Here is an 18,959-nt window from a genome sequence, read left to right on the forward strand (position 1 = left end):
CCGCCTAGGAGGCGGGCCACCATGGGCTTCGGATCGACGTGCGCACGCGGCGAGTCTAGGGGAGAGCCGGGCGGCGGCCAAGCGGTGTCAGGCGGCGGGCCGCTCGGTCGGCTCGCCCCGCAGGGTCCGGAGCAGGAGGGTCGCGCCGGCCGTCGCGGCGGGGGTGGCGACGACCGCGCCCCCGGGGACGAGGAACGCCAGGTAGACGGCGATGCCGAAGCCGAGCGAGACCGCGCGGTGCTCGCCGAGGAGGCGGCGGCGGTCGCGGAGGGAGAGCCCCCGGGCGTCGCCCGCGAACCCGGTCAGCTCGAGCGCGAGGGCCCTCCCGCCGACCAACGCGCCCGCGACGAGGCCGACGATCGAGCCGACCACCGGCACCAGGCCCAGCAGCACCAGGACCACGCCGATCCCGAGGGAGGTGGCGACCAGCACGGCGGAGTCGCGGAGGCCGCGGCCGACCCCCTGCCAGAAGGTGCTCTCGCGCTCGTCGGGCACGCCGCCGAGGTCGTCCTCGACCCGCCGCCAGATCCGCTCGTAGAAGGGATCGCCGACCAGCAGGGTCACCGCGGCGAAGAGGACCACGCCGAGGGCGAGCACGGCGCCGACCACCGCGATCGAGAGCACCAGGCGGACGGTGGCGGCCGTGCCCTCGTCCCAGCCGCCGGCGAACGGGGTGAGCGCGGTCACCGCGTCCTGCACCCGCGTGAGCACCAGGACCAGCACGCCGACGAAGACCAGGCCGACGATCAGGGGCGGGATCGCGCCGAGGAGCATCGCCCGCGGCGAGCGGACCCAGGTGCGGAAGCCGCGGAGGAAGAGCCGGGCACCGAGGCCGAGATCGCGGAGGACGCTCATCCCCCGATCCTCGCAGGTGGGTCCGGCCCGGCGGTCCGGTAGAACACCCGACCGTGCGGGGTGCGGAGCCTCAGACCCGCTCGAACGGAGCGAGCAGCCCCGCCATCGCCTTCGTCCGCGGCGCGGCGTACTCGTCGCGCCGCGAGGTGCTGACGCCCATCGCGACGAGCCCCTCCACCAGGCGCACCGCCGAGGCGACGCCGTCGATCACGGGCACGCCCAGCTCCCGTGAGAGGTCGCGGCACAGGTCGGCCATGCCCGCGCAGCCCAGCACGATCGAGTCGGACCCGTCGACGGCCAGCGCTTCGGCGCACTCCGCCAGGATCGCGCGGCGGGCGTCGGAGCGGGGGTCGTCGAGCTCGAGCACGGGGATGTCGCAGGCGCGCACCTGACGGCAGGCGTCGCCGAACCCGGCGCGGCGGGCGATGTCCCAGGCGCGGCCGCTCGTGCGCGAGAGCGTGGTGACCACGCTGAAGCCCCGGCCGACGAGCGCGGCCATGTGCATGGCGGCCTCGGCGATCCCCACGACCGGGCCGCTCGCGATCTCGCGCGCGGCGTCGACGCCCGGGTCGCCGAAGCACGCGATGACCGCGCCGTCGCAGCCGGCCGCCGCCGCCCGGGCGATCTCGTGCAGGACGCCGGGCACGGCGAGCGCCTCGTCGTAGTGGCTCTCGATCGACGCCGGACCCATCGGCGGAGTGACGGCCGTGATCTCGGTGCCGAGCGAGGCGACGGAGCGGGCGGCCCGGCCGATCGCCGCGGTCATCGCAGTGCTGGTGTTCGGGTTGACGACGGTGATGCGCATGGTGGTTCCTCGCTTCGGGTGCCGGGAGGGGGAGGGGCCCGCCCGGCCGCCGGTCCGCGGGATGCGGAGCGGCCGGAGCGGATCCCTCCTCCGTGCCGGCCGGATCAGACGGTCGAGCCGTCGCTGACGTGCTCGAGGTCCTCGTCGAGGCGCCCGATCCGCGGCGCGCGCCGCTCGAGCACGGCCATCGCGACGAACCCGAGCCCGCAGCCGAGGAACCAGCTGTAGTCGCCGAGCCAGGTGAACTCCGCGCCTCCCGCCTCCGCGATCCAGCGCGGCACGAGCACCGAGGCGACGGAGGGGACTCCGCCGATCACGGTCGCCCAGACGGCGTTGGGGTTGAAGCCGCGCGAGAACCAGTAGCGGCCCTTCTCGCTCATCGTGTAGAGGTCGTCCACCCAGACGCGCTGGCGGCTGATCAGGTAGTAGCCCGCGATGAGGACGCCGAACAGCGGTCCGATCAGCGCGCCGAGGATGCCGAGCGTGTAGTGGATGGCGGTGTCGTTCGAGTACCAGTTCCACGGGGTGAGCAGCACCGAGCCGACGGCGGCGATCATGCCGCCCATCCGCCAGCTGATCTTCTTCGGGTTGACGTTGGAGAAGTCGAACGCGGGGGAGATGAAGTTGGCGACGATGTTGATGCCGATCGTCGCGATGACGAACGTGAGCCCGCCCAAGAGCACGGCGAACCAGGTGTCGATCCGCTCGACGGTCTCGATCGGGTCGGTGATCAGCTCGCCGAAGACCGGGACGGTCGCCGACGCGGTGATCACGGTGAGGAGGGAGAAGAAGAGGAAGTTGATCGGGAGGCCGAGCAGGTTGCCGCGCTTCACGGCGCCGTAGCTGCGGGCGTACCGGGAGAAGTCGCCGAAGTTGAGCATCGGGCCCGAGAAGTAGGAGACGACCAGGGCGACGGCCGAGATCATCACCGGCACCGCGGCGGCGAGGTCGAGCGGCTCGCCGGAGCCGAGGGTGAGCGAGATGTTCTCCCAGCCCGCCTGCGACACCAGGTAGACGGCCAGCACGAGCATCACCACGTAGACCGCCGGTCCCGCCCAGTCGATGAAGCGGCGGATCGACTCCATGCCCCGCCAGAACAGCGCGGCCTGCGCGACCCAGAGGATCGCGTAGGAGAGGTAGCCCAGAGCCGAGAGGCCGAGGAACGACGCCTCGGGCGTGTTCAGGGCGGCCATGCCCGGGAAGAACTTGAGGAAGACGATGTTCAGCGACTGCGCCGCCAGGTAGGTCTGCACGCCGTACCAGGCGATCGCGATCAGTCCGCGGATGATCGCCGGGATGTTCGCGCCGCGGATGCCGAAGATCGCCCGGTTGATGACGGGGTAGGGCACGCCGGTGACCTGGCTGGGCTTGGCGACGAGGTTGCAGAAGACCTGCACGATCACGATGCCCACCACCAGGGCGACGAGCACCTGCCAGCCGGCCAGGCCCAGCGCGAAGAGTGAGCCCGCGGTCACGTACCCGCCGACGCTGTGCACGTCCGACATCCAGAACGCGAAGATGTTGTAGCTCGACCAGCGCTGCTTCCGGAGCGGGGCGAGGTCCTCGTTGGAGAGGCGGTCGTCGTAGGCGGCGCTCGCCGCCGCGGCGGGATCCGGATCGACGGGGGGTGCGGTGACTCGGGGTGCGGTGACGCGGTCGGACATGGGTGGATCCACCTCTCGGGCGGTCGTGCGCAGAGCGGCACGGAGCGGATGTGTCAGGGTGGTCGGGACGTCCGGCCGAGGAGGCGGGGCGTCGCGGAGAGCGTTCCGAGTGAAGTCATCACTTCACGCGGGCCACGCTACGAGTCGGGAGGCCGCCGCTCGTTTCGGCTCCGTTACGGCTGTGTGACGATCCGCGAGAGGGGACGGGCCATGCCCTCCGACGACACCGCGCCCGACGAGGCGGCCGCCCGGGCGATCGCGGACGGGGCCGGGCTCGGCGCGAGACTGCGGGAGCTGCGGCTCTCGGCGGGCCTGTCGCTGAAGGCCCTCGCCGGGCGACTCGGCATCTCCGTGAGCGCCGTCTCGCAGATCGAGCGCGGAGCGATGCAGCCCTCGGTCGGCCGGCTGATCGCCCTCGTGGACGCGCTGGGGGTCCCGCTGTCCGCCGTGTTCGACCAGGGCGCGTCGGCGCCGGTCGAGACCGCGGTCGTCCGGGCGCGCGAGTCGGCGCCCGTGGCGCTCGAGGGCGGAGTGCTGTTCCGCCGTCTGGCGCCGCGTCCGCTGGACGCCGTCGACTTCTTCGAGTCGACCTACCCGCCGGGCTCGACCTCGACGGCGCACCGGCAGCTGCTCCGCCACGACGGGTTCGAGATGGGGACGGTGACGCTCGGAGAGCTGACGGTCGAGTTCGAGGACGAGTCGGTCGTCCTCGGGCCGGGCGACGCCATCACGTTCCCGTGCGAGCGGCCGCACCGCATGGTCAACACGGGCTCGACCACGGCGATCGCGACCTGGCTGATCGTCCACCGCTGACACCGCGCCGGTGCTTCGTGCCGGACCCCTGGCGGCACCACCTGCGTATGGGACCCTGGTCCTCGCTCCTCCACAACGGGCGGACGACCGTCTCCTGTCCACACCCCGGTCGGGATCGGGGCGCGGCGGGCCCTCGGTGTCGGTACCGCCTGGTGGGCTGGTCTCCTCGACCGAGGGGTGCGGAACGTGGAGGAGCGGATGGACGGCAGGAACGACGAGGGGTGCCCGCGCTGGTGCGCGGGCGAGCACGACGAGCTGGTCGCGGCGGGGGAGCGGCTGCACCGCTCCGCGGCGAGCTCGCTCCCGGTGGTGCTCTGGGCGGGCCGAGACGGGGCCGCGGGCGCGACGGTGCACGTCTCCCTGTGCCGCCCGGGGGAGTCGGGGGAGGACAGGCTCCGCCTGGAGGCCGACGGGCTCGGCGAGGTCGACCTCGATCTCAGCTCGGGGTCGCGGCTGGCCGGCGCGGTGCTCCGGCTACTCGGCGCCTCGTGAGGTGCGCGGCGGGTCGGGCGGCAGGAGGTCCGTCAGCTCGATCTCGAGCGCCTCGCAGAGCGCGAGGAGGGTGTGCAGCGTGGGGTTCGCGGGCGAGCCGGGCTTCGACTCGCCCTTCTCGAACTTCTGGTAGGTGTAGCCCGCGAGCCCGGCCGCGTGGGCGATCCGCTCCTGGCTGGCGCCCTTGGCGATGCGGGCCCGGTGCATGTTGGTGCCGAGCTCGCGGGCGTAGGTCGCCCAGTCGCGCTCGGGAGTGGGTGTCGACATGCCCGCCAGCTTCGGAGAAGTTCGGCCGCTGGTCAGCCATACACGGATGGGAAATTCCCGGTGGTCATACCCGGGTGACCACCGGCGGCGCCTCCGGAGCCCCGAGGGCCCCGCGACGGCAGCGCCTAGTATGGCCGGGTGCCAGTGAACCCCGAACTCGTCGGGCGCGTCTTCGCGCCCACGGAGCCCTATCAGGTGGGGCGCGAGAAGGTGCGCGAGTTCGCCCGCGCCGTCTCCGCGACCTCCCCCCTGCACCACGACGTCGAGGCCGCCCGCGCCGCCGGGCACCCCGACCTCGTCGCTCCGCCCACCTTCGCCGTCGTCGTGCAGGAGTTCACGCTCCAGCAGCTGCTCGCCGAGCCCGACGGCGGGATCGACTTCAGCCGCGTCGTGCACGGAGACCAGCGCTTCGTGCTGACCCGTCCGGTCGTCGCCGGCGACGAGCTGACCGCGACCCTCTCGGTCGCCGCCATCAAGAAGCTCGGCGCCCACTCGATGGTCACCACCGAGTCCCGCATGGTCGACGCGAGCGGCGAGCACGTCGTCACCGCGATCTCGACCCTCGTGGTCAGGGGAGACGAATGAGCACCGCACTGCCCGCTCTCGCCGAGCTGAGCGTCGGCCAGGTCGTCGCCGAGAGCCGCTTCCCGATCGACCGCGGCACCCTGGTGCGCTATGCGGGCGCCTCGGGCGACTTCAACCCCATCCACTACCGCGACGACGTCGCCGCCGAGGTCGGCCTGCCCGGCGTGCTCGCGCACGGCATGCTCACGATGGGCACCGCGGTGCAGGTCGTCGTCGACTGGGTCGGCGACCCCGGACGCGTGGTCGACTACCAGGTGCGCTTCACCCGCCCCGTCGTGGTGGACCCGCGCGACGGCGCCGCGATCGACGTGGTCGCCAGGATCGGTGCTGTGAACGCCGAGGAGGGCTGGGTCCGCGTCGACCTCGCCGTCTCGGTCGAGGGCCAGTCTGTCCTCGGCAAGGCCCAGGCACGGGTCCGACTCGCGTGACCTCCGCGCCGCTGCTCTCCGCCCTGACCACCCTCCGCGTCGGCGGACCCGCCGAGCGCCTCGTCGAGCCCGCCACCGAGGCGGAGCTGGTCGAGACGCTCGTCGGCCTGTGGTCGGACGACGAGCCGTGGCTGCTGCTCGGCGGCGGCTCCAACCTCCTCGTGGGCGACGACGGGGTCGAGGGCACGGTCGTGCGCGTGCGCACCACCGGCGTCGAGCGGCTCCCCTCCGACGAGCCGGGGCGCGTGCTCCTGCGGGTCCAGGCGGGCGAGTCGTGGGACGGCCTCGTCGCGACGACCGTGGAGCGCGGCTGGGCGGGCCTCGAGGCCCTCAGCGGCATCCCCGGCACGGTCGGTGCGTCGCCCGTGCAGAACATCGGCGCCTACGGCCAGGAGCTCTCGGACACGCTGGTCGCGGTCGACTTCCTCGACGAGGGCGCCCGCGAGCCCGTCCGGCTGACGGCGGAGGAGCTGCAGTTCGCCTACCGCACCTCCGTGATCAAGCAGGGCCGCCGGGGCGCGGTGCTGGCCGTCGAGTTCGCGCTCGAGGAGGTCGGCGCCGAGGGCGACGGCACTCCCGTCGCCTACGGTCAGCTGGCGTCGGCGCTCGGAGTCGCGCTCGGCGACCGCGTACCGCTCGCGCGGGTGCGCGAGACCGTGCTGGCGCTGCGTGCGGGCAAGGGCATGGTCCTCGATCCGGAGGACCCGGACACCGCGAGCGCCGGCTCCTTCTTCACCAACCCCCTCGTCACGAGCGCGTTCGCCGACTCCCTGCCGCCCGAGGCGCCGCGCTGGCCGGTCGAGCCGACGGCGGAGGCGCCCGTCATTACCCCGCTCGCCGCGGTCGAGGCAGGAGCGCCCGTCGGGCTGCCCGTGCCTCCCCGCGCCGACGGCCTGGTGAAGCTCAGCGCCGCGTGGCTGATCGAGCACGCCGGCGTCTCGCGCGGTTTCGCCCTGCCCGGCTCGCGGGCCGCCGTGTCGAGCAAGCACACCCTCGCCCTGACCAACCGCGGAGGAGCGACGGCCGAACAGGTCGCCGAGCTCGCCCGGTATGTCCAGGGCCGCGTCCTGGCGGAGTTCGGCGTGCTGCTGCACCCCGAGCCCGTCGTGGTCGGCACCGCGGTCTGAGTCCGCGCGGTCTGCGCGCGCAGGCCCCGCGCTCGCGGGGACGCGCGCCCTCCGGCCGCGGCCTCCTCCGGCTCAGCTGTCGCGGCGGATCCAGCGGAAGCCGAAGCGGCAGGCGACGAGCCCCACGACGAGCCAGATACCGAGCACCAGCGCGACGCCGCCGAGGTCCCACGACCCGTTCACCTCCGCCTCCTCGAACCCGCTCGGCAGGAACACGGCGCGCATGCCCTGCGCGATCCACTTGAGCGGGAAGACGCTCGCCGTGTTCTGCAGCCAGTCCGGCAGCGTCGTGAACGACAGGTACGACCCCGAGATGAACTGCAGCACGAGCAGCGGCGGCACGATCACGGCGGTCGCGCTCTTGCCCGAGCGGGGCAGCGCGGAGACGGCGATGCCGAGGATGGCCGACGTCGCGACTCCTGCCAGGTAGACCCAGGCGAAGGTCGCCCAGCGCCCGCTGTCGGTGGGCAGCTCGACCGAGAACACCGTCGCCGCGACGAGGAGCAGCAGGGCCGTCTGCGCGAGGCTCGTCACGAGCACCTGGCCGAACTTGCCGATGAAGTAGCTGAAGACCGGCAGCGGTGCCCCCGCGAGGCGCTTGAGCGTGCCGTCGCCGCGCTCGACCGCGATGTCGACGCCCAGGTTCTGGACGCCCGAGAGCAGGATCCCGGCCGCGGCGAGGCCCGGCACGTAGTACTCGGCCATCGGGATGCCCGGGTCCTGCGGGTTCGCCTGCATCACCGCGGTGTCGCCGAACGCGACCGAGAAGATCGTCAGGAGCAGCACCGGGAAGAGGAAGGTGAAGAACACCTGGTCCGGAGCGCGGAAGTACGAGCGGATCTCGTAGCGGGCGCGGGCGAGTCCGAGGCGGACGGTGCGTCCCGGGCCAGTGGAGAGGGTGCGGGGGCGGGTGGCGACGGCGGTCACGCGGGCTCTCCGATCAGGTCGACCGCGTCGCGGTCCTCGCGGATGAGGTCGAGGTAGATGTCCTCGAGGCTGGGGCGGACGACCTCGAGCGCCGTCGGCTCCCCGATCCGGGCGTGCAGCTCGGCGACGGTCCGGGCGGGCTCGGTGGTGCGCAGCCGGTGCAGCACGCCGTCCTCGCGCCACTGCACGATCGGGACGCGCGCCTCGTCCCCTCCGATCGCGCTCATCGGGCCGATGGCCAGGAGCCGCCCGCCGGAGATCACGGCGGCGCGGTCGCCGAGGCGGGCGGCCTCGTCGAGGTAGTGGGTGGTGAGCAGGATGGTCGTGCCCTCGCTCTTGAGCAGAGCGATCAGGTCCCAGAAGGAGTGGCGGGCCTCGGGGTCGAATCCCGTGGTGGGCTCGTCGAGGAACACCAGCTCGGGACGGCCGATGATGCCAAGGGCGACGTCGACACGGCGGCGCTGGCCGCCGGAGAGGCGCCCGATGCGCGAGCGGGCCTTGGACGTCAGCCCGACGGCCTCGATGGTCTCGTCGACGTCGCGCGGTCGCGGATAGAGGCTGGCGAAGTGCGCGATCTGCTCGCGGACCGTCGCGTTGCCGGACTCGCCGCTGGACTGCAGGACGATCCCCAGACGCGCCTTCCACGCCAGGTCGCCGTGGCGCGGGTCGACCCCGAGCACCGACACCTCGCCGCCGGAGCGGTCGCGGTAGCCCTCGAGGATCTCGATGGTCGTCGACTTCCCGGCGCCGTTCGGGCCGAGGAGCGCGAAGGTCTCGCCCCGGTGGATGTCGAAGGAGACTCCCGCGACCGCCGGAGCGCCCCCGTAGTCCTTCCGCAGGTCGCGGACTCGGACGGCGTGGTCTTCGCTCATCGTCACAGCGTGCCCTGTCGCACCCCTCCGGCGACAGTGATCCCCGATTTCCGCCTCCCTCTTGCCCTCCCCGCCCCGAGATGCCAGGCACCCCTCACCTGTCGGACAGGCGCGTCGCAGTACCCGCCGGTCACCGTGAGGCACGGTCGAGCGGCGACCGGCGATCCGCGTGTCGGCGGATCGTCGTCCGCGCTGCGCATCCCGCTCTCTGCGACGCACCTCGTCGTCGAGCCGGCCGCGGCCTATCGACGACGCAGGAGGAGAGGGGCTAGACGGTGCCGAAGAGCCGCTGCAAGCGGCGCACGCCCTCGAGGAGCGCGTCGTCGCCGAGGGCGTAGGACAGGCGGAGGTAGCCGCTCGGTCCGAAGGCCTCCCCGGGGACGGTGGCGACCTCGGCCTGCTCGAGGATGAGGTCGGCGAGCTCGAGGGAGGTCGTCGGGGTGGTGCCGTTCCACTCGCGGTTCAGCAGCCCGTTCACGTCGGGGTAGACGTAGAACGCGCCGCCGGGGGTGGGGCACTCGATCCCGTCGATCGCGTTCAGCTCGGCGACGATGGTGCGGCGGCGGCGGTCGAAGGCCAGGCGCATCTCCTCGGCCGGCTCCTGCGGGCCGGTGAGGGCGGCGATCGCGGCGCGCTGCGAGATGTTCGAGACGTTGCTCGAGAGGTGCGACTGGAGGTTCGAGGCGCCCTTGATCGCGTCGGCCGGGCCGACCATCCATCCGACGCGCCAGCCGGTCATCGCGTAGGTCTTCGCGACGCCGTTGACGAGGATCGTCCGGTCGCGCAGGGCCGGCACCGCCTCGACGATCGAGGTCGCGTGCTCGAGCGGGCTCGCGTCGTCCTGGTCGCCGGTGGAGTAGACGAGGTTCTGGTAGATCTCGTCGGCGATGATCCAGAGGCCGTGCTCCTCGGCCCACTCGCCGATCTCGCGGGTCTGCTCGGCCGAGTAGACGGCGCCGGTGGGGTTGGAGGGGGAGACGAACAGGAGCACCTTGGTGCGCTCGGTGCGCGCGGCCTCCAGCTGCTCGACCGTGACCAGGTAGCCCTGGTCGGCGCCCGCGAACACGTCCACCTGCACGCCGCCGGCGAGCTTGATCGCCTCGGGGTAGGTGGTCCAGTACGGGGTCGGCACCAGCACCTCGTCGCCGTCGTCGAGGAGGGTCTGGAAGGCCTGGTAGACGGCCTGCTTGCCGCCGTTGGTGACCACGACCTGCGAGGGGTCGACGGCCCATCCGGAGTCGCGCGCCGTCTTCTCCGCGATGGCCGCGCGGAGGTCGGGGAGGCCCGCCGCGGGGGTGTAGCGGTAGTTCCTCGGGTCGAGCACGGCGGCCGAGGCGGCCTCGACGATGTGCTCGGGAGTGAGGAAGTCGGGCTCGCCGGCGGCGTAGGAGACGACCGGGCGGCCCTGGGCCTGGAGGGCCTTCGCCTTGGCGTCGACCTTCAGAGTGGCGGACTCGGCGATGGCGGCGATGCGGGCGGAGATGCGCGTGGTGGAGGACACGACGGCCAGCGTATCCTGCGCGCACACGGGGCTCCGAGGCCCCCCGCCGCTCGGCTGGACACGCCCTTCGGGTCCACGTACACTCGTCCGAGGTAGTCGATCTCTGCCCTCATCCGCAGCGCCCGCGAGGGTCGCGGCGGTGGGGCGGCGGGTCGGTCTCCTCCTCGGATGCTCGCAACGGCATCCATAGGGCGGTGGCTCAATTGGTAGAGCAGCGGTCTCCAAAACCGCAGGTTGCAGGTTCGAGCCCTGTCCGCCCTGCACATCGATGCCCGTCGCACGCGGTCCCCGCGACGCTGCGGTCATCGGTCCAGGGCCGCCCATGACGGGCGGTCGGCCACACCGGAGGTTCCGGTGCGGGAAAGGTGCGTGCAGGTGGCCGGGAAAGCAGTCGACGAGCCGAGCGAGGACGTCGTCGCGATCGCCAATCAGCAGCGAGCCGCGCGGCGCAACCCGTTCGCGCGCATCGCCCTCTTCATCCGGCAGGTCATCGCCGAGCTGAAGAAGGTCGTGACGCCCACCCGCAAGGAGCTGGGCAACTACGTCGTGGTCGTGCTGATCTTCGTCGTCATCATGATGGCGCTGGTGTCCTTCCTCGACTGGGTCTTCGCCCTGGCCGTGACGTACGTGTTCGGCACACCCGCCGCCTGACCCGAGAGCATCCGGGCCGCGCGAGCGGAGGGTGCCGGCGACAGCGGGACGCGCCCCGAGGGGCGCGACCGATCGATCGAGAGAGAGTTGTGACGAGTGTCTGACAGAAACCGCGACGACGTCGACTGGGCGACGGCTGCCGAGCAGTCGTCGGAGGTCGAGGAGGAGCAGGAGGGCGACGTCCAGTCGCAGGCTGAGGACGCCGTCGAGCCCGCCGAGCAGGGTGCGCTGAGCATCATCGACGAGAACGAGTCCGAGGACGACCTCGCCTCCGACCTCGAGGCAGCGCTGGACGCCATCGGCTCCGTCGACGACCCCGAGGCCGACTCCGCGGTCGACGAGGCCGCCCACATCGACACCGTCGAGGAGGCCGAAGCGGCCCTCGAGGCCGTCGAGGACGAGGCCGAGGTCGCCGCCGAGGACGCCGAGTCCGCCGGTGAGGACCTCGCCGACATCGACCCGTACGAGGCCTTCCGCACCGAGCTGCGCGGCAAGCCGGGCAAGTGGTACGTCATCCACTCCTACGCCGGCTTCGAGAAGCGCGTGAAGTCGAACATCGAGAACCGCAAGGTCTCGCTCGAGGCCGAGGACTACATCTTCGAGGTCCAGGTCCCGATGGAGGACGTGGTCGAGATCAAGAACGGCCAGCGCAAGATGGTCACCCGGGTGCGCATCCCCGGCTACGTGCTGGTGCGCATGGACCTCAACGAGGACTCGTGGTCGGTCGTCCGCCACACCCCGGGCGTCACCGGCTTCGTGGGCAACGCCCACAACCCGACCCCGCTGCGCTTCGAGGAGGCCTTCACGATGCTGAAGAGCCTCGTCGAGATCAAGGATGTCGCCCCCTCGAAGACCTCCGGTGCCAAGGGCCAGAAGCAGGCCCAGCGCGTGCTGCCCGCCGAGGTCGACTTCGAGATCGGCGAGACCATCACCATCAAGGAGGGCTCGTTCGCGGGTCTTCCCGGCTCGATCAGCGAGATCAAGCCCGAGAGCGGCAAGCTCACCGTGCTCGTCTCGCTCTTCGAGCGCGAGACCCCGGTCGAGCTGTCGTTCGACCAGGTCACCAAGCTCTGACGCGTCGCCTCCGCGCCGCGTGAACGCCCCCTCCGCAGGTCGGAGGGGGCGTTCGCCGTTCCGGGCGGCGCCTCCTCCGGCACCGCCAGCGCGCACCCGGGCGCCGGCCCCTCCTCCGCCCTGTCGGGGGTGGCCCCGCTCGTGTAAGCTCGTACGGGTTTTCGTGTCGGCGCCCGCCTCTGCGCGCGCCGGACGACCCTCCTCCACCGCGATCCGGCACCGTCGGATGCGCGGGAGAGCGGCCGGGAGCCCCCGACCGCTCGAACCCTGAGAAAAGGAATCAGAATGGCCCCCAAGAAGAAGGTCACCGGCCTGATCAAGCTCCAGATCAAGGCCGGCGCGGCCAACCCCGCGCCCCCGATCGGTCCGGCGCTCGGTCAGCACGGCGTCAACATCATGGAGTTCTGCAAGGCGTACAACGCGCAGACCGAGTCGCAGCGCGGCAACGTCATCCCCGTCGAGATCACCGTCTACGAGGACCGCTCGTTCACCTTCGTGCTGAAGACCCCGCCCGCGGCGGAGCTCATCAAGAAGGCCGCCGGCGTCGCCAAGGGCTCCTCGACCCCGCACACCGTGAAGGTCGCGAAGCTCACCCAGGCGCAGGTCCGCGAGATCGCCGAGGCGAAGCAGGTCGACCTGAACGCCAACGACATCGACGCCGCCGCGAAGATCATCGCCGGCACCGCCCGCTCGATGGGCATCACGGTCGAGTAGCGCGACGCGCTGCTCGACGGCGGGAGCGACGCGCCCACCGGCGCGGACCCACCGCGGAAGCCTCATGAACCCGACGGCGGCCCCTCAGCGGGGTCGCACGCCCGGTCCGGATACGCCTCCGCAGGACCTCCCCGCCTCCCGCGAGCAGCAGTCACGGCCGCGATCGCGGCACCACCAGAACTCCATCACCCCCGTGGGAGAGCCCGCCAGGCTCTAGAACCACATTCTCGTTTCAAGGAGAAACAACATGGCACAGAAGTCGAAGGCCTACCGGGCCGCCGCGGCCAAGCTCGAAGAGGGCAAGTTCTACACGGCCGACGAGGCCGTCGCGCTCGCCCGCGAGACCGGTTCCGCCAAGTTCAACAGCACCGTCGAGGTCGCCCTCAAGCTCGGTGTCGACCCCCGCAAGGCCGACCAGATGGTCCGCGGCACGGTCATCCTGCCCCACGGCACGGGCAAGACCGCCCGCGTCATCGTGTTCGCGACCGGTCCGGCCGCCGAGGCCGCGCTGGCCGCCGGTGCCGACGAGGTCGGCGGCGCCGAGCTCATCGAGAAGGTCGCGGGCGGGTACACCTCGTTCGACTCCGCCGTCTCGACCCCGGAGCTCATGGGCCAGGTCGGCCGTCTCGGAAAGGTGCTCGGCCCCCGCGGCCTCATGCCCAACCCGAAGACCGGCACCGTGACCCCGGACGTGGCGAAGGCCGTGACCGAGATCAAGGGCGGAAAGATCGAGTTCCGCGTCGACAAGCACGCCAACGTGCACCTCGTCGTGGGCAAGGCCGCGTTCACCGAGGAGCAGCTCCAGGAGAACTTCAAGACCGCGCTCGACGAGATCCTCCGCCTCAAGCCGTCCTCCTCGAAGGGCCGCTACATCCAGAAGGCCGCCGTCTCGACGACCTTCGGCCCCGGCATCCCGCTGGACGTCAACGTCCTGGCCTGAGCCGAGCACGCACTGACGTGAGGAGGGGGTCCGCTTCGGCGGGCCCCCTCCTTCGTCGTCCCGGCATACTGGACCGGTGATCCGCCGCTCCGCTCCGCCGCGCCTCCCGTGACCGTCCGCCGGGCGTCCCCCGCCGACGCCGCCGCCCTGGCCGAGCTGGCCGCCGCGACGTTCCCGCTGGCCAGCCCGTCGCACACCACCGCGGAGGCGAAGGCCGAATTCGTGCGCACCGTGCTCTCGGTCGAGCGCTTCCGCGACCACCTCGCCGATCCGCTCCGCTCGCTCCTGGTCGACGACGACTCCGGCGCGCTGACCGGCTACGCGATGCTCGTGCGCGGGGAGCCCGCCGACGCCGACGTCGTCGCGGCGATCCGGCTGCGTCCGACCGTCGAGCTCAGCAAGTTCTACCTCCTGCCCGGCCGGCACGGCTCCGGAGCGGCGGCCGCGCTGATGGCCGCGACCCTCGAGGAGGCGCGGGCACACGGTGCCGCGGGCGTCTGGCTCGGCGTCAACGAGGAGAACGCGCGTGCTCAGCGGTTCTACTCCAAGCACGGCTTCGCGGTCGTCGGCCGCAAGCGCTTCCTCGTCGGCGACCGCTGGGAGGACGACTTCGTCCTCGAGCGCTCTCTCGCCTGACCCTCCCCGCGAGACGCCACCCGGGTACGCGACCCGCTCCGCGCGGCGTATCCGAGTGGCCTCTCGCCGAGGTCAGCCCTCGGAGACGGTGAGGACGATCTTGCCGCGGGTGTGGCCCGTCTCGAGCTGCTCGTGCGCCTCGCAGGCGCGGGCGAGGGGGAAGATGCCGTCGATGAAGACGCGGACGTCGCCCGACTCGAGAAGGCGCGAGACCACGCCGAGGGTCGCCCCGTCGGGAGCGACGCGGTAGGTGGAGGCGCGGACGCCCGCAGCGGCCGCCTCCTCGAAGAACCCGGGCCAGCTCCCGGTGGGCGCGTTCACGATCAGGCCCCCGGGGCGGAGGACCCTCAGCGAGCGCGAGCCCGTGTCGTCGTGGACGTTGCCGACCAGATCGATGACCACGTCGACGCCGGACAGCAGTTCGTCGAAGCGCTCGGCGGTGTGGTCGATCACCTGCGCGGCGCCGAGCTCGTGCAGCCACTGCAGGTTGCGGGTCGAGCCGGTCGCGATCACCGAGGCGCCGAAGTAGGCGGCGAACTGCACCGCGAAGTGGCCGACTCCGCCCGACCCGGCGTGGATGAGGATCCGCTGGCCCTCGTGCGCCTTGGCGAGCTCGACGACCATGCCCCAGGCGGTGAGCGCCGCGAGCGGGACGCCGGCCGCCTCCACGTGCGAGAGCGTCGACGGCTTCCGCGCGATGGAGACGCTCGGCACGCTGACGTACTCCGCGTAGGAGCCCGAGTAGCGCGGCACCATGACGAAGCCGTAGACCTCGTCGCCCGGCCGCAGCGGATGCGCCGGGTAGGGGCTCGAGACGACGACGCCCGAGAAGTCGTGGCCGAGGACCGCCGGGTAGGAGGCGATCTGCGAGGCGACCCCCTGGCCCGCGCGCGTCTTCGCGTCGAGCGGGTTCACGCCGGCCGCGACCACCTTCACGGTGAACTCGGCGTTGATGGCGGAGGGGGTCGGCACGGTCGCCAGGTGCAGGGCGGAGGCGTCGCCCGGCGCGTCGATCACCGCCGCCGTCATCGTGTCGGGGAGGACGACCTCCTCCGGGATCTCGCCGATCGCGAGGCCGTGCCCGAGCGCGCTGGTGTGCATCGTCGCCTTTCCTGTCGCTGAGGCGTGCGGGTGGAGCGTGCCGAGGACGTCGCCCCCGATCCCCGCATCCGACGCCGCGACCAGTCAATCGAGGCAATGAGTCGGCGCTGTTACGGGGGTGTCACCCTCGGGAGAAGATTGGCGCGCGGAGCCGCGGGCGCCCGGTCTGGCACGATGAGGGGATGCGACGCCGACGTACCCTGCTGGTCGGCGGTGCACTCCTTGTCCTGGCCGGGCTCGTGGTCCTCCTGGCCGCCCGGATCAGCATCGGCACCAGCCGCTGGGTCTACGTCAGCGAGATGGGCGCGCCGGACCTGCCGACGGCGGGCGCCTTCGAGGCCGCTCTTCTGCTCGTGGCGGCCGGCGGCGCGCTGATCGCCGCGGGCGCCTGGCCGGTGCGCGCCCGCCTGCTCCCCGCCCTCCGCCCGGCGGGCGCGATCCTCCTGGCGGCCGCCTGCTTCGCGCTCGCCTCGCAGGTGACCTGCACGGCGGGCTGCCCGCTGCCGGTCGGGCCGGCCTTCCGCTGGCAGGACCTCATCCACACCTCGGCCGCCGTGCTCGGCTTCGGGGCCGCCTGCGCCGCGATGCTCCAGCTGGCGACCGTGCGGGGGCGCCCTTCGGTCGCGCGGCTCTCGCTCGCCGCCGGGATCTCGGTGGCGGTCGTCGCCGGGACGGGCGGGATCCTGTCGCTCCTGCGCGTGTGGCTGCGGCTCGGCGGCACGCTCGAGTTCGTGGCGACGGCGATCGCAGTGCTCTGGCTCGCGTTCGTCGGCCTGGTGCTCGCGCTCGAGGACCTCAGCGCTGAGCGAGCCAGCCGCGGACGTGCCCGCGGATCCGGTCCTGCTGATCGGCGAAGCCCTCGTCCCGCGACGGCACCCGCTCGCAGTCCGCATCCGGAAGAGCCCTAGCCCACGCCTCCGCGACCTCGACCGGGTGCACGGGGTCGCGCTCGGCCGCGATCACCAGGGTGCGCGCGATGACCTCGCCCAGCTCTCCGGAGTCGCGGTAGGCGGCGTTCCGCGGGATCTGGGCGAGCCGGACGGCGCGCTCGGCCGCGCGCGGGGAGCGGAACTGCAGCGTCAGCGCCTCCGCCGACGCGGGGGACACCTCGGCGGCGCGCGCGAACAGGCCCGAGGCGCGGAACATCCGCTCGCCGCGCTTCGCGCCGTGGTCGTGCAGCAGCTGCGCGATGACGGGGAACACGGTGAGGTTCTCGGGCAGCGGCTCGGCGGTGAAGGCGGGGCGCACGAAGACGGCGCGGTCGATCGGCAGCACGCGTCGGACCGCGAGGCGCAGGGCGATCGCGGCGCCCATCGAGATGCCGAGCACCGTGAGCGGCTTGTGCGCGGCTCCGGCGCGCACGACCTCCTCCGTCACCTCGTCGGCCAGCGCCTCGAGCGCGAAGTCGTCGGGCGCGCCGAGCAGCTCGGAGGCGCCGTGGGCGCGGACGTCCGGAGCGATGACCTCGCTGCCGGCGGGGAGGGCGGAGCGCAGCAGCCCCAGCGGCTGGGAGCGGTCGCCGCCCAGGCCGTGCAGGAGGAGGACCGTCACCGGGCGCGCGTCCGCTCGTGCAGCTCGGCCATCAGCATCCCCGCCAGCCGCACGAGGATGTGGATCTCGTCCTCGTCGCGGTCGACCCAGCGGGAGTTCGGCTCGCCCTCGATCGGCACGAAGTCGCGGTGCTGCTCCCAGACGACGAGCGTGCGCTCGGCGCCGAGGACGTACTGCTGCCAGAAGACCTGCCGCAGGTAGTGGCGCGGGATGCTCCGCCACGGCTTCGTCGTGGTCTTGATCTCGCAGAGCTCGAGCCGGCCGTCCTCGCGGAGGCCGATGCCGTCGGGCGTGGCGAGGTGGCGCCGCTCCTGGCTCGCGTGGAAGAGGGTGCTGCTGGGCTCGATCGCGTGCTCGCTCCGCACCCAGGCGGCGATCTCGGGCTCGCGGGCGCGGCCGTGGTCGGTGAAGGCGTTGCCGCCGAAGCCGGTGCCGTAGAGCTTGTCGAGCGCGGCCCTGCCGATCGCGGCGGGGGAGGAGAGGCGGGCGACGTCGGTCGCCGTGATGCCGCGCGAGCGGGCGCGGAGCCAGGCGACGCGGTCCGAGGAGTCGGCGACGACCCTCCGGAGGTGCGGGGGCTCGGCGTCCGTGAAGACGGGCTGCGTCTCCCAGGGGAAGGAGAGCTGCAGGTCGGGCACCGATTCATTCTCTGCCCCCTGCGGCGCCCGGTCGAATCGGCACGCCGACCCGCGGCGTCTCACCGGGGCGGGACGGCTCGCGCCGGCGGCTCAGGCGTCGAGGAAGGCGTCGACGTGCGCGGGGGAGAGGAGGTGGCGCCGGACCATCAGGGCGGCGCCGCGGACGCCTCCGCCCTGGGCCGCGGCCTGCACGATGTCGAGCGCGCGGGTCGCCAGGGGGAGGGAGCGGCGGTAGACGACCTCGCGGACCCCGGCGAGGACCTCGTGGCTGGCCTGGGCGATGCTGCCGCCGACGACGATGACGGACGGGTTCAGGAGGTTCACGCAGGTGGCGAGCACCTCGCCGATGTCGCGGCCGGCGGCGCGCGTGAGCTCGACGGTGGTGGGGTCCCCGCCGGTCAGCAGGGTGACGACGTCGGAGGTGCTGGCGGCGTCGATCCCGGACTCGGTCAGCCGGCGGGCGATCGCCGAGCCGCTCGCGATCGCCTCGAGGTCGGCCTCGCCGCGGTCGCCGGGGACCTGCACGTGGCCCAGGTCGCCCGCGGCTCCGAGGGCTCCGCGCTGCAGGGCGCCGCCGCTGACGATCCCGGCTCCGATGCCGGTGGAGACCTTCACGTAGAGGAGGTCGTCGACGTCGGCGTAGTGGTCGGCGTGCTCGCCGAGCGCCAGCAGGTTCACGTCGTTGTCGACGAGGACGGGCACGGGGAGGCGGCGGCCGACGAACTCCGGAATGTCGAAGCGGTCCCAGCCGGGCATGATCGGCGGCTTCACCGGGCGGCCCGTCGCGTGCTCGACGGGTCCGGGGACGCCGACGCCGACTCCCGCGAGCGGGCCGGCCGCCGGAGTCCGGCCGAGCAGGGCCGCGGCGACGTCGAGGGCGTGGCCGAGGACGGCGAGGGGGCCGTCGGCGATGGCGATGCTCTCGCGGCGGCGGGCGAGGACCGTGCCGTCGAGGTCGGTCAGGGCGATGACGGCGTGCGCGGCGCCCAGGTCGACGGCGAGGAGGCTGCGCGCCCGGGGGTCGAAGGCCACGCGGGCGGCGGGGCGGCCGCCGGAGGAGGGGGCGTCGTCCTGCCGGGCGACCAGGCCGGAGGCGGTGAGGACGTCGAGCTGGGCGGAGACGGCCGCGCGCGGCAGGCCCGTCTCGGCGACCACGTCGGCCCGCGTCCGGGGCGCCCCGTCGGCCAGCAGGAGCAGCAGCTCGCCGACCGCGCTGACGGTGATGCGGCGGCGCGGGGACATGGCCAGAGTCAACCACAGCGCCCGTGCTTCTGTGCGGCGGGTGCCCGACTTGGCGGGCGCGCAGGGCTAGTTTTGC

Annotated in this window: 22 protein-coding genes and 1 tRNA gene; 12 read left to right on the plus strand and 11 right to left on the minus strand. The window is 72.9% G+C overall.

Features of this window, described 5'->3' with window-relative positions; translation table 11 throughout:
* Positions 1-87: 87 nt before the first annotated feature.
* From C5C56_RS07475 to C5C56_RS07485, 3 genes are all read right to left on the minus strand, one after another.
* On the minus strand, positions 88-855 hold the full coding sequence (locus tag C5C56_RS07475; protein ID WP_104292413.1) for an EI24 domain-containing protein: 768 nt from the start codon (positions 853-855) through the stop codon (positions 88-90).
* Between the two features lie 70 nt (positions 856-925).
* The gene (locus tag C5C56_RS07480; protein ID WP_104319319.1) at positions 926-1,660 is read right to left on the minus strand and encodes an aspartate/glutamate racemase family protein; all 735 of its coding nucleotides are present in this window, start codon (positions 1,658-1,660) and stop codon (positions 926-928) included.
* Between the two features lie 104 nt (positions 1,661-1,764).
* Entirely contained in the window at positions 1,765-3,324 is a 1,560-nt protein-coding gene (locus C5C56_RS07485; RefSeq protein ID WP_104266754.1) for an NCS1 family nucleobase:cation symporter-1, read from the minus strand.
* Between the two features lie 210 nt (positions 3,325-3,534).
* Between C5C56_RS07485 and C5C56_RS07490 the strand changes: the two genes are divergently transcribed.
* Positions 3,535-4,137 carry a helix-turn-helix domain-containing protein gene (locus C5C56_RS07490; RefSeq protein WP_104227043.1) on the plus strand — a complete coding sequence of 201 codons (603 nt, stop codon included), beginning with the start codon at positions 3,535-3,537 and terminating at the stop codon, positions 4,135-4,137.
* A gap of 198 nt (positions 4,138-4,335) precedes the next feature.
* Positions 4,336-4,629 carry a DUF6907 domain-containing protein gene (locus tag C5C56_RS07495; RefSeq protein ID WP_104227044.1) on the plus strand — a complete coding sequence of 98 codons (294 nt, stop codon included), beginning with the start codon at positions 4,336-4,338 and terminating at the stop codon, positions 4,627-4,629.
* Here the strand turns inward: C5C56_RS07495 and C5C56_RS07500 are convergent.
* On the minus strand, positions 4,612-4,896 hold the full coding sequence (locus C5C56_RS07500) for a helix-turn-helix domain-containing protein (protein WP_104223625.1): 285 nt from the start codon (positions 4,894-4,896) through the stop codon (positions 4,612-4,614). The two genes, C5C56_RS07495 and C5C56_RS07500, sit on opposite strands and share 18 nt — an antisense overlap.
* Positions 4,897-5,034: 138 nt before the next feature.
* On the opposite strand from C5C56_RS07500, the gene C5C56_RS07505 reads away from it, so the two are divergent.
* The 3 genes from C5C56_RS07505 to C5C56_RS07515 are packed head-to-tail and all read left to right on the plus strand — an operon-like array spanning position 5,035 to position 7,036.
* On the plus strand, positions 5,035-5,481 hold the full coding sequence (locus C5C56_RS07505; protein ID WP_104319320.1) for a MaoC family dehydratase N-terminal domain-containing protein: 447 nt from the start codon (positions 5,035-5,037) through the stop codon (positions 5,479-5,481).
* Positions 5,478-5,909 carry a MaoC/PaaZ C-terminal domain-containing protein gene (locus C5C56_RS07510; protein ID WP_104238284.1) on the plus strand — a complete coding sequence of 144 codons (432 nt, stop codon included), beginning with the start codon at positions 5,478-5,480 and terminating at the stop codon, positions 5,907-5,909. The genes C5C56_RS07505 and C5C56_RS07510 overlap by 4 nt, the downstream gene beginning before the upstream one ends.
* Positions 5,906-7,036, plus strand: a complete 1,131-nt coding sequence (locus C5C56_RS07515; protein ID WP_104223628.1) for a UDP-N-acetylmuramate dehydrogenase — start codon at positions 5,906-5,908, stop codon at positions 7,034-7,036. Before C5C56_RS07510 ends, C5C56_RS07515 begins: the two co-directional genes overlap by 4 nt.
* Before the next feature lie 72 nt (positions 7,037-7,108).
* On the opposite strand, the gene C5C56_RS07520 is transcribed toward C5C56_RS07515, so the two are convergent.
* From C5C56_RS07520 to C5C56_RS07530, 3 genes are all read right to left on the minus strand, one after another.
* On the minus strand, positions 7,109-7,963 hold the full coding sequence (locus C5C56_RS07520; protein WP_104223629.1) for an ABC transporter permease: 855 nt from the start codon (positions 7,961-7,963) through the stop codon (positions 7,109-7,111).
* Positions 7,960-8,835 (minus strand): ABC transporter ATP-binding protein, encoded by an 876-nt coding sequence (locus C5C56_RS07525; protein WP_104223630.1) that lies wholly within the window; start codon positions 8,833-8,835, stop codon positions 7,960-7,962. The genes C5C56_RS07520 and C5C56_RS07525 overlap by 4 nt, the downstream gene beginning before the upstream one ends.
* 268 nt (positions 8,836-9,103) lie before the next feature.
* Complete coding sequence (locus C5C56_RS07530) at positions 9,104-10,345, minus strand: pyridoxal phosphate-dependent aminotransferase (RefSeq protein ID WP_374953278.1); 1,242 nt, start codon at positions 10,343-10,345, stop codon at positions 9,104-9,106.
* Positions 10,346-10,524: 179 nt separating this feature from the next.
* Between C5C56_RS07530 and C5C56_RS07535 the strand changes: the two genes are divergently transcribed.
* From C5C56_RS07535 to C5C56_RS07560, 6 genes are all read left to right on the plus strand, one after another.
* Positions 10,525-10,597: transfer RNA gene (locus tag C5C56_RS07535), tRNA-Trp, on the plus strand.
* A 114-nt stretch (positions 10,598-10,711) separates the two neighbouring features.
* Entirely contained in the window at positions 10,712-10,987 is a 276-nt protein-coding gene (gene secE / locus C5C56_RS07540) for a preprotein translocase subunit SecE (RefSeq protein ID WP_068208793.1), read from the plus strand.
* 96 nt (positions 10,988-11,083) lie between these two features.
* A complete protein-coding gene (gene nusG / locus C5C56_RS07545) occupies positions 11,084-12,061 on the plus strand; it encodes a transcription termination/antitermination protein NusG (RefSeq protein ID WP_104223631.1) in 978 nt (325 codons plus the stop codon).
* A 285-nt stretch (positions 12,062-12,346) separates the two neighbouring features.
* Positions 12,347-12,775 (plus strand): 50S ribosomal protein L11, encoded by a 429-nt coding sequence (rplK, locus tag C5C56_RS07550; RefSeq protein WP_104223632.1) that lies wholly within the window; start codon positions 12,347-12,349, stop codon positions 12,773-12,775.
* Positions 12,776-13,022: 247 nt separating this feature from the next.
* Positions 13,023-13,715 carry a 50S ribosomal protein L1 gene (gene rplA, locus C5C56_RS07555; protein ID WP_104223633.1) on the plus strand — a complete coding sequence of 231 codons (693 nt, stop codon included), beginning with the start codon at positions 13,023-13,025 and terminating at the stop codon, positions 13,713-13,715.
* Between the two features lie 108 nt (positions 13,716-13,823).
* Complete coding sequence (locus C5C56_RS07560) at positions 13,824-14,351, plus strand: GNAT family N-acetyltransferase (RefSeq protein WP_104319321.1); 528 nt, start codon at positions 13,824-13,826, stop codon at positions 14,349-14,351.
* Positions 14,352-14,423: 72 nt separating this feature from the next.
* Here C5C56_RS07560 and C5C56_RS07565 read toward each other — a convergent pair whose 3' ends face one another.
* The gene (locus C5C56_RS07565; protein WP_374952914.1) at positions 14,424-15,452 is read right to left on the minus strand and encodes an NADP-dependent oxidoreductase; all 1,029 of its coding nucleotides are present in this window, start codon (positions 15,450-15,452) and stop codon (positions 14,424-14,426) included.
* Between the two features lie 182 nt (positions 15,453-15,634).
* On the opposite strand from C5C56_RS07565, the gene C5C56_RS07570 reads away from it, so the two are divergent.
* The gene (locus C5C56_RS07570; protein ID WP_104319322.1) at positions 15,635-16,360 is read left to right on the plus strand and encodes a DUF998 domain-containing protein; all 726 of its coding nucleotides are present in this window, start codon (positions 15,635-15,637) and stop codon (positions 16,358-16,360) included.
* Here C5C56_RS07570 and C5C56_RS07575 read toward each other — a convergent pair.
* The 3 genes from C5C56_RS07575 to C5C56_RS07585 form a co-directional block, all read right to left on the minus strand.
* Entirely contained in the window at positions 16,248-17,003 is a 756-nt protein-coding gene (locus C5C56_RS07575; protein WP_181137568.1) for an alpha/beta fold hydrolase, read from the minus strand. The two genes, C5C56_RS07570 and C5C56_RS07575, sit on opposite strands and share 113 nt — an antisense overlap.
* Positions 17,000-17,632, minus strand: a complete 633-nt coding sequence (locus tag C5C56_RS07580) for a YqaJ viral recombinase family protein (protein WP_104238303.1) — start codon at positions 17,630-17,632, stop codon at positions 17,000-17,002. The genes C5C56_RS07575 and C5C56_RS07580 overlap by 4 nt, the downstream gene beginning before the upstream one ends.
* Positions 17,633-17,731: 99 nt before the next feature.
* On the minus strand, positions 17,732-18,883 hold the full coding sequence (locus C5C56_RS07585; RefSeq protein WP_104319324.1) for an ROK family transcriptional regulator: 1,152 nt from the start codon (positions 18,881-18,883) through the stop codon (positions 17,732-17,734).
* Positions 18,884-18,959: the final 76 nt, after the last annotated feature.

This window comes from Rathayibacter sp. AY1D1, assembly GCF_002932635.1.
Taxonomy (GTDB): domain Bacteria; phylum Actinomycetota; class Actinomycetes; order Actinomycetales; family Microbacteriaceae; genus Rathayibacter.